Source organism: Paraburkholderia phymatum, assembly GCF_038900715.1.
GTDB lineage: Bacteria > Pseudomonadota > Gammaproteobacteria > Burkholderiales > Burkholderiaceae > Paraburkholderia > Paraburkholderia phymatum_A.
Genome location: NZ_JAYMRZ010000001.1, coordinates 435,922 through 449,513, shown reverse-complemented (window position 1 = coordinate 449,513; position 13,592 = coordinate 435,922). Strand labels below are relative to the sequence as shown.

General features: G+C 64.2%; 13 protein-coding genes and 1 other RNA gene. 9 read left to right on the top strand and 5 right to left on the bottom strand.

Going from position 1 to position 13,592, the window contains the following annotated elements; genetic code table 11:
- Positions 1-148: 148 nt before the first annotated feature.
- The 5 genes from ubiG to VSR68_RS01995 all read left to right on the top strand — a co-directional run bounded on the left by ubiG (position 149) and on the right by VSR68_RS01995 (position 3,145).
- A complete protein-coding gene (gene ubiG / locus VSR68_RS02015) occupies positions 149-847 on the top strand; it encodes a bifunctional 2-polyprenyl-6-hydroxyphenol methylase/3-demethylubiquinol 3-O-methyltransferase UbiG (protein WP_342938195.1) in 699 nt (232 codons plus the stop codon).
- A 35-nt stretch (positions 848-882) separates the two neighbouring features.
- Positions 883-1,596, top strand: coding sequence for an HAD-IA family hydrolase (locus tag VSR68_RS02010; protein WP_342938194.1), 714 nt, complete (start codon positions 883-885; stop codon positions 1,594-1,596).
- A 113-nt stretch (positions 1,597-1,709) separates the two neighbouring features.
- Positions 1,710-2,078, top strand: a transfer-messenger RNA (tmRNA) gene (ssrA, locus tag VSR68_RS02005).
- A 276-nt stretch (positions 2,079-2,354) separates the two neighbouring features.
- Positions 2,355-2,582 carry a PAAR domain-containing protein gene (locus tag VSR68_RS02000; RefSeq protein ID WP_342938193.1) on the top strand — a complete coding sequence of 76 codons (228 nt, stop codon included), beginning with the start codon at positions 2,355-2,357 and terminating at the stop codon, positions 2,580-2,582.
- Positions 2,583-2,785: 203 nt separating this feature from the next.
- Positions 2,786-3,145, top strand: coding sequence for a hypothetical protein (locus tag VSR68_RS01995; RefSeq protein WP_342938192.1), 360 nt, complete (start codon positions 2,786-2,788; stop codon positions 3,143-3,145).
- Positions 3,146-3,208: 63 nt separating this feature from the next.
- Here the strand turns inward: VSR68_RS01995 and VSR68_RS01990 are convergent, their stop codons facing one another.
- Positions 3,209-3,475 carry a hypothetical protein gene (locus VSR68_RS01990; RefSeq protein WP_342938191.1) on the bottom strand — a complete coding sequence of 89 codons (267 nt, stop codon included), beginning with the start codon at positions 3,473-3,475 and terminating at the stop codon, positions 3,209-3,211.
- Positions 3,476-3,639: 164 nt separating this feature from the next.
- Positions 3,640-4,710, bottom strand: coding sequence for a substrate-binding domain-containing protein (locus VSR68_RS01985; protein ID WP_342938190.1), 1,071 nt, complete (start codon positions 4,708-4,710; stop codon positions 3,640-3,642).
- A gap of 134 nt (positions 4,711-4,844) precedes the next feature.
- Here VSR68_RS01985 and VSR68_RS01980 point away from each other — a divergent pair, with 134 nt between their 5' ends.
- The 4 genes from VSR68_RS01980 to VSR68_RS01965 are packed head-to-tail and all read left to right on the top strand — an operon-like array spanning position 4,845 to position 10,124.
- Entirely contained in the window at positions 4,845-5,351 is a 507-nt protein-coding gene (locus VSR68_RS01980) for an NAD(P)H-dependent oxidoreductase subunit E (RefSeq protein ID WP_342938189.1), read from the top strand.
- A complete protein-coding gene (locus VSR68_RS01975) occupies positions 5,348-6,904 on the top strand; it encodes a formate dehydrogenase beta subunit (RefSeq protein ID WP_342938188.1) in 1,557 nt (518 codons plus the stop codon). The genes VSR68_RS01980 and VSR68_RS01975 overlap by 4 nt, the downstream gene beginning before the upstream one ends.
- A gap of 13 nt (positions 6,905-6,917) precedes the next feature.
- The gene (gene fdhF / locus VSR68_RS01970; protein ID WP_342938187.1) at positions 6,918-9,860 is read left to right on the top strand and encodes a formate dehydrogenase subunit alpha; all 2,943 of its coding nucleotides are present in this window, start codon (positions 6,918-6,920) and stop codon (positions 9,858-9,860) included.
- Positions 9,861-9,869: 9 nt separating this feature from the next.
- Positions 9,870-10,124, top strand: a complete 255-nt coding sequence (locus VSR68_RS01965; RefSeq protein WP_342938186.1) for a formate dehydrogenase subunit delta — start codon at positions 9,870-9,872, stop codon at positions 10,122-10,124.
- A 78-nt stretch (positions 10,125-10,202) separates the two neighbouring features.
- Here the strand turns inward: VSR68_RS01965 and VSR68_RS01960 are convergent, their stop codons facing one another.
- The 3 genes from VSR68_RS01960 to VSR68_RS01950 form a co-directional block, all read right to left on the bottom strand.
- Positions 10,203-11,924, bottom strand: a complete 1,722-nt coding sequence (locus VSR68_RS01960; protein WP_342938185.1) for an FAD-dependent monooxygenase — start codon at positions 11,922-11,924, stop codon at positions 10,203-10,205.
- 105 nt (positions 11,925-12,029) lie between these two features.
- Positions 12,030-13,169, bottom strand: a complete 1,140-nt coding sequence (locus VSR68_RS01955; RefSeq protein WP_342938184.1) for a cation diffusion facilitator family transporter — start codon at positions 13,167-13,169, stop codon at positions 12,030-12,032.
- Entirely contained in the window at positions 13,166-13,522 is a 357-nt protein-coding gene (locus VSR68_RS01950) for a metalloregulator ArsR/SmtB family transcription factor (RefSeq protein WP_342938183.1), read from the bottom strand. Before VSR68_RS01950 ends, VSR68_RS01955 begins: the two co-directional genes overlap by 4 nt.
- Between the last annotated feature and the right edge of the window lie 70 nt (positions 13,523-13,592).

Sequence of the window (13,592 nt, the reverse complement as noted above, 5' to 3'; positions counted from 1 at the left end):
GATCACGCATCCGGTCACGCGGAGAAAGGCGCAACCGCAGCGCGAAGCCGTTCCGCGCCGGCCGCTTTTGCCGCCCTGTTCGCGGCCCTATATACTCAGGGTTTCTCCGATCCACCCCGCTTTTTCAGCCTTCGAGACCGCATCCGTCATGACCAACGCCGATCCCCACGAGCTGCAGAAATTCAGCGATCTAGCGCATCGCTGGTGGGACCCGAACGCCGAATTCAAACCTCTGCACGAACTGAATCCGGTGCGGCTCAACTGGATCGACTCGCATGCGCATCTCACGGGTAAGCGTGTGCTCGATATCGGCTGCGGCGGCGGCATCCTGTCCGAATCGATGGCCACTCTGGGCGCCGATGTGAAGGGAATCGACCTTTCTCACGAAGCATTGGGCGTCGCGGACCTTCACAGCCTTGAAAGTGGTGTAACCGTAAATTACGAGGAAATCGCCGCCGAGGCGCTTGCCGCTCGCGAACCGGCCTCGTTCGACGTCGTGACATGCATGGAAATGCTCGAGCACGTGCCCGACCCATCGAAGGTCGTCGAGGCGTGCAAGACGCTGGTCAAACCGGGCGGCTGGGTGTTCTTTTCGACGCTCAACCGTAACGTCAAGTCCTATCTCCTGGCCGTGATCGGCGCGGAGTACCTCGCGCGCATGCTGCCGAAGGGCACTCATGACTACGCCCGCTTCATCCGTCCGTCGGAACTCGCGGGATTCGCGCGCATGGCGGGCCTGCAAACGGCCGACATCAGGGGCATCACGTACAACCCGCTCACGCGCCACTTCGGCCTGTCGAGCGACACCGACGTCAACTACATGCTCGCGTGCCGTCGCGACGCCTGAGCCACCCGCCTTTTCCGCGCCTTGCGCCTATATCAATGAGCGATCCCACGCCCCTGCCACAACGAGAAGACGAAGATGCGTCGATCGGTCTCTGCCAAGGCATTCTGTTCGATCTCGACGGCACGCTCGCGGACACCGCGCCCGACCTCGCCGCCGCCGTCAACAAGATGCGCCATGAGCGCGGCCTCGAGATGGTGCCGCTCGAGCAGTTGCGCCCGCTCGCGTCCGCCGGCGCGCGCGGACTGCTAGGCGGCGCGTTCGGCATCGGGCCCGAGCATCACGACTACTCGTCGATGCGCGAAGAGTTCCTCGCGAACTACGAAGCTGACCTGTGCATCGAGACGACACTGTTTCCCGGCATCGGGGACATCCTCGACGAACTCGATGCGCGCGGCGTCCGCTGGGGCATCGTGACGAACAAGGTCGCGCGGCTGACCGAGCCCCTCGTCGCGCAACTGGGGCTGGATATGCGCGCGGGATGCGTCGTCAGCGGCGACACCACACCGCACTCGAAGCCGCACCCCGCGCCGCTGCTACACGCCGCGAAAGAACTGGACTTGCCGGCCGAGCGGGTCGTGTATGTCGGTGACGACCTGCGCGACGTGCAGGCGGGCTTTGCCGCCGGCATGGTGACGGTGGCCGCAGCCTACGGCTATTGCGGCAACGACATTCCGCCGACTCAATGGCACGCGAGGCACGTCGTGAATTCGCCTGCGGAATTACTGGAACTGCTGCGCTACATCAGCTGACCTGCAGATCGGCGGCGGACCACGAGCCAGCGCAGGCGAACGATCGCCGTGACTCGCGGCAGCGGGTATTGTAAAATGACGTTTGAGCCACATATGTGGCTTATTCCTTCTGTGGGGGCGACCTGGTTTCGACAGGGGTTGCGAAGCGGCTAGGGCATGTCGAGGACCCGTCACCTCGTTAATCAATGGGAAAAACGTAACTGCAAACGACGATACGTTCGCACTGGCAGCCTAAGGCCGCCGTCCTCTGCCTGGCTCACTGACGGGTCAGAGTCGCAAGACCGGTAGCAATACCGCCAGAGGTCATATACGTCAGTTAAGCCTTGGTGGCGTCACGACGCCAAGGTCGAAAATTTAGTGAATCGCCGTAGCGCAGCGTGTTCGTCCGCGTCGCTGCGGTTAAATCAAAAGACAGGACTAAACATGTAGAACTGGTCGTGGAGGACTTCTGGACGCGGGTTCGATTCCCGCCGCCTCCACCACATATTTCCCCGGCAGCGTTCACGCTGTCGCGAAACCCGCGATAGCCTTGGCTACGCGGGTTTTTTGTTGTGCGTCGCCTATGTACTGCATATGCCTCGGGGCACGGCCAAACACCGTCCGCCCCGCGTTTTCAACCTTTTCTGATAGCCAGCTTCACGCGACATAGCGTGAAATCTCGAAACACCGATCAGTTCCGACGGTCCGCGACATTCGCACAGTAGAACTAACCACCTCAACTGATAGAAACAGACATGAGAGACATAGACGAGCGCTCAATGGCCCGCCTCGGCGACATCACCAGTCACGGCGGAAAGATTGTCGAGGCAGCGTTGGATCTGACGGACGAAGGTGTCCGCGTCGCACTCGACGGCCATCTGGTCGCATGCCCTCGCTGCGGCGGCAAGTACCCCATCATCGCCAGCGGCAGACGCCGGCATGACGGCCTGCGTGTGGCCTACCTCGGTGACATCACCACCTGCGGCGCAACGCTGATCCGAACCTGACCGGTTGCCAATCTGACGCGGTGCTCTGCATCGTCACCGGCGATGACAACCGCAAGACAAACGATCAGTAAATCGTTGCCGTCCCACAACGCATGGAATATCGCGGCTCGCAAACCGTTTAACCCATGCGCACGCAATTACAGCGTACGCATGCCGACCGATTGCATACACTCCATATACAACGTCAGAACAGGAGCCGCATCATGCGCAAGACTCTCCTTCTCATCGCCGCGCTCGCCGTTCAGCAGACTGCCTTCGCTGCGCCGCCGAAAACCATGGACGGACGTCTCGTCGATGAACAAGGCAGAACGCTCTACACCTTCGACAAGGACACGACACCCGGAAAAAGCGCCTGCACGGGCGGCTGCACGACGTACTGGCCCGCCGCCGCCGCCGATTCGGCCGACAAGCCCTCGGGCGACTGGACCGTGATCGACGGCGGCGATGGCAAGAAGCAATGGGCTTACAAAGGAAAGCCGCTCTACCGCTTTGCCAAGGACGAAAAGCCCGGCGACATGAAGGGCGAGGGCTTCAAGGACATGTGGCACACAGCGAAGCCGTAATCACCAGCCTTTCCGTCAGCATGCAACGCACGGCAAAACGGCCGCAGCCGAAATCCTGAACGGTTATTGATCTTCGGGACACTTGAGGTTGCAGCCGTTCGGATCGCCGTTGTCGCCGCGCTTGCGCATTTTTGTGGGCTTGTCGCCCTGGAACTTCTTCGACGGAGCCGACGCGCCAAACGGCATCTGCGGATGCTCGTTCAGACGGAACTCGTCGTTCAGGATGCCGCCCGGCACGCCGGGCGAATTCTGCGCGAACGCAACAGACATCGTGGCAAACAACGTGCCGGCAGTGAGCACGGCAGCACAAGCGGGAACAAGATATTTCATGTCGATTCGGCGCGGCACACGAGCCGCGCAAATGAGGCTAAGTAACGAAAGCGTAGAGATTAGCGCAAAGCGCGCAGCGACGCAGCCTCTACGGCTTTAGCCCCCTTTACGCTCCATTACCGTCGCTTACCCGCGCAGCGAAAGCCGTCCGCCTCACACCTGCCCTACCCCGCAAGCCCTTCGTTCAGTTCGAGCAGCCTGCCGCAATCGATGGGATCGTAGCCTTCCAGATGCGCGACGCTCTGCCGGAACGTGTCGCCGCCCAGCACCGTCATAACCGTCGTCAGCGGCTCGCGCTCGAGCCGCGCGCGATCGCACGCAAAGTAATAGTCCTCGTCGACAATCGGAATGAAGTCGAGTCCGAAGTGATGCGCGGCCGGTTCGACGCCGAACCCGACGTCCGCCATCCCGCTCGCGACGAACGCCGCGATCGCCGAATGCGTCAGCTCCGTCGATGCATAGCCGTTGATCCGGTCCGGATCGACGCCCACGCGCCGCAGCGCAAGATCGATCAGCATGCGCGTGCCCGAACCGTGCTGGCGATTGACGAAGCGAATGTCGTCGCGCGCAAGGTCGGTCAATCCTTCGATGCGTTTCGGATTGCCCTTCGCGAGAAAGAGCCCTTGCTTGCGCCGCGTCAGATGCACGAGCACATGACGTTGCGGATCGAGCCACTGCCGATACTTGTCCGCGCACACTGCGCGAAACTCGCCGCGCGGCAGGTGAAAGCCCGCGAGATCGCACTCGCCGCGCGCGAGCGCGGTGATCGCTTCGGCGCTGTCGCGATACTTGATGTCGAGCGGCACGTCGTCGGCGACGAGCGCCGTCACGAGCGCGGCCACCGCGTAACCATGCGATGCATGAATGCGCACATCGTCGGCAGGCGGCGCGAGCCAGCGGTTCAGATCGCTTGCGACTTCGCTCGCCAGAGCCTGCATGTTGCCGTTCAGCCGCTCGCCGCAAAGTCGTTGCGCGCGCAACACTGCCTGCCCCAGTTCCGATAGCGCAGAGCCGCGCCCGCGTTCCTTTTCGATCAGCGCGCCGCCCAGTTGCGTCTCGATTGCGCGAAGCAAACCCCACGCATGACGGTAGGACAAACCCTTAAGCGCAGCGGCCTGCGCAATGCTCCCCGTCTGGTCGACGAGCGCGAGCAGCGGCACAGCGTCAGTCAGGCTGGACGTTCCGCCGTTGCTGTCCCGCACAATCAGCTGCGCCTGGCATTCGATTCGAATCATATATGTAGTTAGAGTTCCTATTGCGAAAGCCGGTACACCCGCCTATCGTTCGCATTGATATATCACACAAGCCAAGCATAGATGCACGACTTATGAATAACAAGTGCATATATCGCTTTTGGAGGAGCCCCACAGTGGATCGTTCGACCGCCATAGCACCAGATGACCTCGTGCGACGTCATGCACAACCCGGCATGTCGCTGGTTGCTGTACTACATGCCATTCAGGATGACGTCGGCTTCGTGCCGCCCGCGACCGTCGCGCCGCTCGCGCGGACGATGAACCTCTCGCGTGCGGAAGTCCACGGCGTGATTACCTATTACCACCACTTCCGCCAGTCGCCCGCTGCGCCCGTCACGGTGCAGCTGTGCCGCGCGGAAGCGTGCCGCAGCATGGGCACGGAAGCGCTTGCGCAGCACATCGAAGCGCGCACCGGCTGCCGGTTCGACGCGCACAAGCACGACGACGCGCACGATCACGCGTGCGATGGCCCCGTCGGCCTCGAATCGGTCTACTGCCTCGGTCAATGCGCGCTGTCTCCGGCGATGATGATCAACGGCGAGTTGCACGCGAAAGTGACGCCGCAGAAATTCGACGCGCTGCTCGCAGCCGCCATGAAACGCGTGGAGGAAACGGTATGACGCGCATCTACGTTCCCCGCGACTCCTCCGCACTGGCGCTCGGCGCGGACGCCGTCGCACAGGCCATCGCCGACGAAGCGCAAGCACGCGGCATCGAAATCGAACTCGTGCGCAACGGCACGCGCGGCCTGCTGTATCTCGAACCGCTGATCGAAGTAGCGACGCCGGAAGGCCGCGTCGGTTACGCCAATGTCGAAGCCGGCGATGTGAAGTCGCTGTTCGACGCAGGCTTTGTCGAAGGCAAGACGCACCCGAAGCATGTCGGCCTCGTCGAAGAGATTCCTTATCTGAAGAAGCAGCAGCGCCTGACGTTCGCGCGCATCGGCATCACCGATCCGCTTTCGACCGACGACTACATCGCGAACGGCGGCATCGTCGGGCTGTACAACGCGCTCGCGATGAACGGCGACGCGGCCGTCGAAGCGCTCGTCGAATCCGGCCTGCGCGGCCGCGGCGGCGCGGCGTTCCCGGCAGGCATCAAATGGCGCACGGTGCGCGCCGCGAAAGCGGACCAGAAGTACATCGTCTGCAACGCGGACGAAGGCGACTCGGGCACCTTCTCCGATCGTCTCGTGATGGAAAGCGATCCGTTCGTGCTGATCGAAGGGATGATCATCGCGGGCATCGTGACGGGCGCGACGGTCGGCCATATCTATGTGCGCAGCGAGTATCCGCATTCGATCGCGACGCTCGAAGAAGCCATCTTCAAGGCGCGCGCAGCCGGCTGGCTCGGCGACAGCGTGCTCGGCTCGGCGCATCGCTTCGAGCTGTTCGTCGCAAAGGGCGCGGGCGCCTATGTGTGCGGCGAGGAAACAGCGCTGCTCGAATCGCTCGAAGGCAAGCGCGGCATCGTGCGCGCGAAGCCGCCGCTGCCCGCCATCGAAGGCCTGTTCGGCAAACCGACCGTCATCAACAACGTGATCACGCTCGCGACCGTGCCCATCATCTTCGCGAAGGGCGCCGCGTACTACAAGGACTTCGGCATGGGCCGCTCGCGCGGCACGCTGCCGTTCCAGATCGCGGGCAACGTAAAGCGCGGCGGTCTCGTCGAGCTCGCGTTCGGCTGCACGCTGCGCGAGCTGATGTTCGACTACGGCGGCGGCACGGCGAGCGGCCGTCCGGCGCGCGCGGTGCAGGTCGGCGGCCCGCTCGGCACGTATCTGCCGGAAAGCCAGTGGGACATCCCGCTCGACTACGAGGAATACGCGAAGGTCGGCGCCGTCGTCGGTCACGGCGGTCTCGTGATTCACGACGACACATCGAATCTCGCCGAGCTTGCGCAATACGCGATGCACTTCTGCGCGCTCGAATCGTGCGGCAAGTGCACGCCGTGCCGGATCGGCTCGACGCGCGGCGTCGAAGTGATCCAGCGCATCCGCAACGGCGATACGTCGACGAAGCAGGTGCAGCTGCTGCGCGATCTGTGCGACACGATGGTGTCCGGTTCGCTGTGCGCGATGGGCGGCATGACGCCGTTCCCGGTCGTCTCCGCCCTCGACCATTTCCCCGAAGACTTCGGTCTCGGAACCGCGACGCCGAAACAGGCGGCGTAACAGGGAGCCCAACATGTCTGATCCGATCACCTTCAAGTCCGGCGGCTGCGGCTCCGGCAACTGTGCCTGCAAGGCAGGCGCGCTGCGCAACGAGCGCGGCCCGTTCGACGATACCGACTACGGCACGCCGCTGCGCCACTCGGACGTCGACGTGACGCTCGAAATCGACGGCCAGGCGATCACGGTGCCCTCGGGCACGTCGGTGATGCGCGCCGCCGCCGAAGCGGGCGTCAACATCCCGAAGCTGTGCGCGACCGATTCGCTCGAACCGTTCGGCTCGTGCCGTCTGTGTCTCGTCGAAATCGAAGGACGGCGCGGCTATCCCGCGTCGTGCACGACGCCTGTCGAAGCGGGCATGAAGGTGCGCACGCAGACCGACCGTCTGCAAGACCTGCGCCGCAACGTGATGGAGCTGTACATCTCCGATCACCCGCTCGACTGCCTCACCTGCCCCGCCAACGGCAACTGCGAGCTGCAGGACATGGCGGGCGTGACGGGCCTGCGCGAAGTGCGCTACGGCTTCGACGGCGCGAATCACCTGAAGGACCAGAAGGACGAGTCGAATCCGTACTTCACCTACGACCCGTCGAAGTGCATCGTCTGTAACCGCTGCGTGCGCGCATGCGAAGAGACGCAAGGCACGTTCGCGCTGACCATCACCGGACGCGGCTTCGAATCGCGCGTTGCCGCGAGCGAGAGCCAGCCGTTCATGGACTCCGAGTGCGTGTCGTGTGGCGCGTGCGTCGCGGCATGCCCGACGGCGACGCTGCAAGAGAAGAGCATCGTGATGATGGGCCAGGCCGAGCACTCCGTCGTGACGACATGCGCGTACTGCGGCGTCGGCTGCTCGTTCAAGGCCGAGATGAAGGGCAACGAGGTCGTGCGGATGGTGCCGCACAAGAACGGCCAGGCGAACGAAGGCCACGCGTGCGTGAAGGGACGCTTCGCCTGGGGCTACGCGACGCACAAGGACCGCATCAAGAAGCCGATGATCCGCGCGAAGATCACCGATCCGTGGCGCGAAGTCAGCTGGGAAGAAGCGCTCAGCTACGCCGCGTCGGAGTTCCGCCGCATCCAGCAGAAGTACGGCCGCGATTCGATCGGCGGCATCACGTCGTCGCGTTGCACGAACGAAGAAACGTATCTGGTGCAGAAGCTCGTGCGCGCCGCGTTCGGCAACAACAACGTCGACACCTGCGCGCGCGTGTGCCACTCGCCGACGGGCTACGGTCTGAAGACCACCCTCGGCGAATCGGCGGGCACGCAGACCTTCGCGTCCGTCGACAAGTCCGACGTCATCATCGTGATCGGCGCGAATCCGACCGACGGCCACCCGGTGTTTGGCTCGCGTCTGAAGCGCCGCGTGCGTCAGGGCGCGAAGCTGATCGTCATCGACCCGCGCCGCATCGATATCGTCGATACCGCGCACGTGAAGGCCTCGCACCATCTGCAATTGCGTCCGGGCACGAACGTCGCGATCGTCACGTCGCTTGCACACGTGATCGTCACGGAAGGCCTGCTGAACGAGGCGTTCATCGCCGAGCGCTGTGAGACGCGCGCATTCCAGCAATGGCGCGATTTCGTCGCGCTGCCGGAAAACTCGCCAGAGATGATGGAAAGCGTGACGGGCGTGCCGGCGCAGGACGTGCGCGAAGCCGCGCGGCTCTATGCGACGGGCGGCAACGCGGCGATCTACTACGGCTTGGGCGTGACGGAACACGCGCAAGGCTCGACGACCGTGATGGGCATCGCTAACCTCGCGATGGCGACGGGCAACATCGGCCGCGAAGGCGTCGGCGTGAATCCGCTGCGCGGCCAGAACAACGTGCAGGGCTCGTGCGACATGGGCTCGTTCCCGCACGAACTGCCGGGCTATCGCCATATCAGCGATACGATCACCCGCTCGCTGTTCGAAGGCGAATGGGGCGTGACGCTGCAGCCGGAACCGGGCCTGCGCATTCCGAACATGTTCGACGCCGCGATTCACGGCACGTTCAAGGGCCTGTATTGCCAGGGCGAAGACATCGTCCAGTCCGATCCGAACACGCAGCATGTGGGCGCGGCGCTGTCGTCGATGGAATGCATCGTCGTGCAGGACATCTTCCTGAACGAGACCGCGAAGTACGCGCACGTGCTGCTGCCGGGCTCGACGTTCCTCGAAAAGGACGGCACGTTCACCAACGCTGAGCGCCGCATCTCGCGCGTGCGCAAGGTGATGCCGCCGCTCGCCGGCTACTCGGACTGGGAAGTGACGATCCTGTTGTCGCGCGCGCTCGGCTACGAGATGGATTACACGCATCCTTCGCAGATCATGGACGAGATCGCGCGCCTCACGCCGACTTTCCACGGCGTGTCGTTCGACAAGATCGACAAGCTGGGCAGCATCCAGTGGCCGTGCAACGAACACGCGCCGGAAGGCACGCCGACGATGCACATCGACGAGTTCGTGCGCGGCAAGGGCAAGTTCGTGATCACGCGGTATGTCGCGTCGCCGGAAAAGGTCACGCAGAAGTTCCCGCTGATCCTGACGACGGGCCGCATCCTGTCGCAGTACAACGTCGGTGCGCAGACGCGCCGCACGGAGAACTCGCGCTGGCACGAGGAGGACCGCCTCGAGATCCATCCGCAAGACGCAGAAGACCGCGGCATCAAGGACGCCGACTGGGTCGGCATCGAATCGCGCGCGGGCTACACGGTGCTGCGCGCGAAGGTGTCGGACCGGATGCAGCCGGGCGTGGTCTATACGACGTTCCACTTCCCCGAATCGGGCGCGAACGTGATCACGACGGAAAGCTCCGACTGGGCGACCAACTGTCCCGAGTACAAGGTGACGGCCGTGCAGGTGCTGCCCGTCGAGCAGCCGTCGCAATGGCAGAAGGACTACTCGCGCTTCAACAACGAACAGCTCGAACATCTGCGCAACCGCGAGCTGGCGGCTATCACGTCAGGCAAGTGAGGCAACACAATGGACGTACACAACCTGGTCGATATGGCAAACCGGATCGGCGATTTCTTCGAGTCGATGCCGGATCGCGAAGAAGCGATCGACAACATCGCGGATCATATCCGCCGCTTCTGGGAACCGCGGATGCGTCGCGCGCTGCTGGCCACGCTTCATTCGAAGCCCGAAGGCCTGGAGCTGGAGTTGCATGAGATGGTCCGCGAGGCGCTCGTCCGCCATCGCGAGGATCTGACGCCGAAGGAGGCTGCGGCGGCGTAACACGCTTTCATTCACGCAGAAGCGACAGCACCTGGCGTTCGCATCGGGCACGATGCGAACGCTTTTTTTATTGGCGCGTCACTGCGCCGCCGACGGCGGCTCGGGCAGCGCGCTCTTCGCGAACCACGCTTCGCAATGGCGCAGCAGTCCGTTCAGATCGGACCCGGGGCGGCCGCGCGCGCAGACGTAGCCATCGGGCCGGAGCAGATAGAACGAAGGCCGCGTGCGCCCGAACGATTCGCTGAGCGACGGGCCGCCGTCCTCGCCGTTCGCATCCGACACGCGCCAGATACGCACCGCGCCCGGCAGCAGGCCTTCGACGGCTGCGACGAAACGGTCGAGATCGGCGGCGCGCACGGGCTTGCGATGCAGCGGGAGCAGCGTGCCGTTGTTCGATGCCGCTTCTTCTGGCGGATCGACGAGCAGAAAAAGCGAGAAGAACGCGGGATCGTGCAGATCGAAAATGCAGCCGACGCCGGGCGCGCGTCCCAACGGCCCATCGACGACATGCACGAGCGCATCGGGCGCGCGCTCGCCCGCGCGCGGACCGCCGTCGAGCACGCGTTCGAGCGTCAGCGGACTGCGCCTGTACTGAACCGACAGCTCGCTGACAGTGAGCCGCGCGGCATCGCGCAATGGTCCCAGCGCGGCCAGCACTGGCATCACGCGATCGCGCAGCAGCTTCATCGGACCATGATCCGCTTCCGCCATATGCGTGACGAAGGTCGTGTGACGCAGCACGTCGCGCTCGATCGGATGACGTTCGAGGTGGTACGTATCGAGCAAACGGTCGGGCGCGTCGCCCTTCAGCACGCGCGCAAGTTTCCAGCCCAGGTTGAACGCTTCCTGGATGCCCGTGTTCATCCCTTGCGCGCCCGCAGGGCTGTGCACGTGCGCGGAGTCGCCGGCAAGAAACACGCGCTGCGAGCGCAACTGCTCGACCATGCGGCTATTCAGGTGAAAGTAGCTCGACCACGACAGCGCCGTCAGCGCGATGGGATGATGAATGCGGCTCTTCGCGATCTGTCGGCACTCGTCGAGCGTCGGCGCGGGGATCGACGAAAGCGGCGCAGGGTTGCCGCTCGCCGATGCGTTCGATGGCATCGCGGGATGATCGGCGATCAACCGGTGCCGGCCCTTGCCCATCGGAAACAGACCCGCAAGCCCCGCGCCCGACGCGAAGATGTGGAACTCGTCGTCGGACCAGTCGGTATCGGCCTCTGCGTCGGCGAGCAGAAAGGTCTGCTCGAACGTCTTGCCCGCGAAGCTCATGCCGAGCCGATGACGGATCGCGCTGTGCGCGCCGTCGGCGGCGATCATGTACGACGGATGCAGCGTCTCGATGTGGCCGTCCGCGCGCCGCAGCGTCGCGTTGATGCCCGCCGAGCCCTGCGCAAACATCGTCAGTTCGACGCCGCGTTCGACGTGCACGCCGAACGTCGCGAGATGTTCCGTCAGCAGGCGCTCCGTGATCGATTGATCGAGGAACAGCAGATACGGATAGCGCGTTTGCAGCGGATCGAAATCGAGCCGCGCGAGACGCTGCCCATTTGAATAGAGGTTCGCGGCACGCGCGCGATGGCCGAGATCGAGAAACGGTTCGACGAGGCGATGCTGTTCAAGCAGTTCGAGCGTGCGCGCCTGAATGCCGATCGCGCGCGAATGGGGATCGGGTTGTGGCGCCTTGTCGATGAGCCGCACGGGCACGCGCGCGCGTGCAAGGCTCATGGCCGCCGCGAGTCCCGTCGGCCCCGCGCCGACGATCAGCACGGGCGGCACGTCGAAGGAAGCACCCGTCATGCAGACCTCCGCTGTCGGACATGCTTGCTAGTGTACGCCGTGCCTTCCGATCGCTGAGCCATCGCCGACGACGCGCCGCATCAAACAGACACGCGGCGCAAGCGCTCAATGCGTGCCGCGCGCCTGATCGAGCGAACAGCGATGATGCGTCGTGCCGATGTCGACCTGCAACGTCGCGTGATGCATGTCGAACTCGTCGCGCAACGTGCAGACGATGCCGTCGATCACGTTGTCGCCGGGATGGCCGTCCGGTATCACCAGATGTGCGGACAGCGCGTTGCCCGTCGTCGAGATCGCCCACACGTGCAAGTCGTGCACATCGATCACGCCCGGCTGCGCGGCGAGGTAGTCGCGGATCTTCTGCACGTCGACGCCAGGCGGCACGGCATCGAGCGCAAGGCTCACGGAATCGCGCAACAGGCCCCACGTGCCGTAGACGATCACCGCGACCACGACGATGCTCATCACCGGGTCGAGCCAGGTCCAGCCTGTGAAGAGAATCGCGAGACCGCTGATCGCGACGGCGGCGGACACGGCAGCGTCGGCCGCCATGTGCAGAAACGCGCCGCGGATGTTCAGGTCGTCTTCCTGGCCGCGCATGAAGAGCCACGCCGAGAAGCCATTCACGATCATGCCGACGGCGGCGACGATGAACACGTCGAGACCCGCGACGGGCGCAGGATGAATCAGACGCCCGGCCGCTTCCGCGACGATCACGCCGCACGCGAACAGCAGCAATCCGGCATTGAGCAGGCTCGCGAGAATCGACGAGCCGCCGAGGCCGAACGTGAAACGCGCCGACGGCCGGCGCGTCGCGAGCCACGTCGCACCCCACGCGAGCAAAAGGCCCAGCACGTCCGAGAGATTGTGGCCGGCATCGGCGAGCAGCGCCGTCGAGTTGGCGAGCACGCCATAGACGGCTTGCACGACGACGATGAACACGTTCAGCGCGACGGCAAGCGCAAACGCGCGGCCATGTCCCGCGACGGGCGCGTGGTGATGGTGATGATGGCCGTGCCCGTGATGATGCGCGTGCGATGCGTTGCGGTCATCCGCGTCCGCATGGTCGTGCTCACGGTCGTGCTCGCGGTCGTGATCGTGTTGATGCTCGTGCGCCGCGTGGTCATCGGCCGCGTGATCGCATGCGCCCGTGTGCGCGTGCGATCCGGGCGCGGGCTGATGCTTCGCTGCCGCGGCGGTGTTGTTCGTGTTGGTGTTGGTGTTGGTGTTGGTGTTGTATTTCATGCGTGGTCCTGCGCGAGATCGACGGCCGTTTCGCCGACGGAATCGTTGAGAGGTTCGACGACGTGTTCGAGCATGTCCGCCAGCATGCCGCTGATGTGGCGGTCGGCTGCGACGTAGAACACCTGCTTGCCCTGCCGCTCCGCGCGCACGATGCGCGCCGCGCGCAACAGCCGCAGATGATGGCTCACGAGCGAAGGCGACAGCTTCAACGACTCAGCGATCGCGCCGACCGCGCGCCGCTCGTCGACGCACGCGAGCACGATGCGCAGGCGCGTCGGGTCGCCCAGCAGACGGAACAGATCGGCGATCTGGACGAGGCGGTCGTCGGCATTCAAAGAGACAACAGCTGACATGATTCGGACATATATGAACACGTGTTCATATGTTATTGAGCAACACTCGCCGCGTCAAGTCGGAGGTGCG

Excerpts from the sequence above, each read along its gene's own strand:
- ubiG (WP_342938195.1), top strand. The coding sequence starts at position 149 with ATGACCAACGCCGATCCCCACGAGCTGCAGAAATTCAGCGATCTAGCG.
- VSR68_RS02010 (WP_342938194.1), top strand. The coding sequence starts at position 883 with ATGAGCGATCCCACGCCCCTGCCACAACGAGAAGACGAAGATGCGTCG.
- VSR68_RS02000 (WP_342938193.1), top strand. The coding sequence starts at position 2,355 with ATGGCCCGCCTCGGCGACATCACCAGTCACGGCGGAAAGATTGTCGAG.
- VSR68_RS01995 (WP_342938192.1), top strand. The coding sequence starts at position 2,786 with ATGCGCAAGACTCTCCTTCTCATCGCCGCGCTCGCCGTTCAGCAGACT.
- VSR68_RS01990 (WP_342938191.1), bottom strand. The coding sequence starts at position 3,475 with ATGAAATATCTTGTTCCCGCTTGTGCTGCCGTGCTCACTGCCGGCACG.
- VSR68_RS01985 (WP_342938190.1), bottom strand. The coding sequence starts at position 4,710 with ATGATTCGAATCGAATGCCAGGCGCAGCTGATTGTGCGGGACAGCAAC.
- VSR68_RS01975 (WP_342938188.1), top strand. The coding sequence starts at position 5,348 with ATGACGCGCATCTACGTTCCCCGCGACTCCTCCGCACTGGCGCTCGGC.
- fdhF (WP_342938187.1), top strand. The coding sequence starts at position 6,918 with ATGTCTGATCCGATCACCTTCAAGTCCGGCGGCTGCGGCTCCGGCAAC.
- VSR68_RS01965 (WP_342938186.1), top strand. The coding sequence starts at position 9,870 with ATGGACGTACACAACCTGGTCGATATGGCAAACCGGATCGGCGATTTC.
- VSR68_RS01960 (WP_342938185.1), bottom strand. The coding sequence starts at position 11,924 with ATGACGGGTGCTTCCTTCGACGTGCCGCCCGTGCTGATCGTCGGCGCG.
- VSR68_RS01955 (WP_342938184.1), bottom strand. The coding sequence starts at position 13,169 with ATGAAATACAACACCAACACCAACACCAACACCAACACGAACAACACC.
- VSR68_RS01950 (WP_342938183.1), bottom strand. The coding sequence starts at position 13,522 with ATGTCAGCTGTTGTCTCTTTGAATGCCGACGACCGCCTCGTCCAGATC.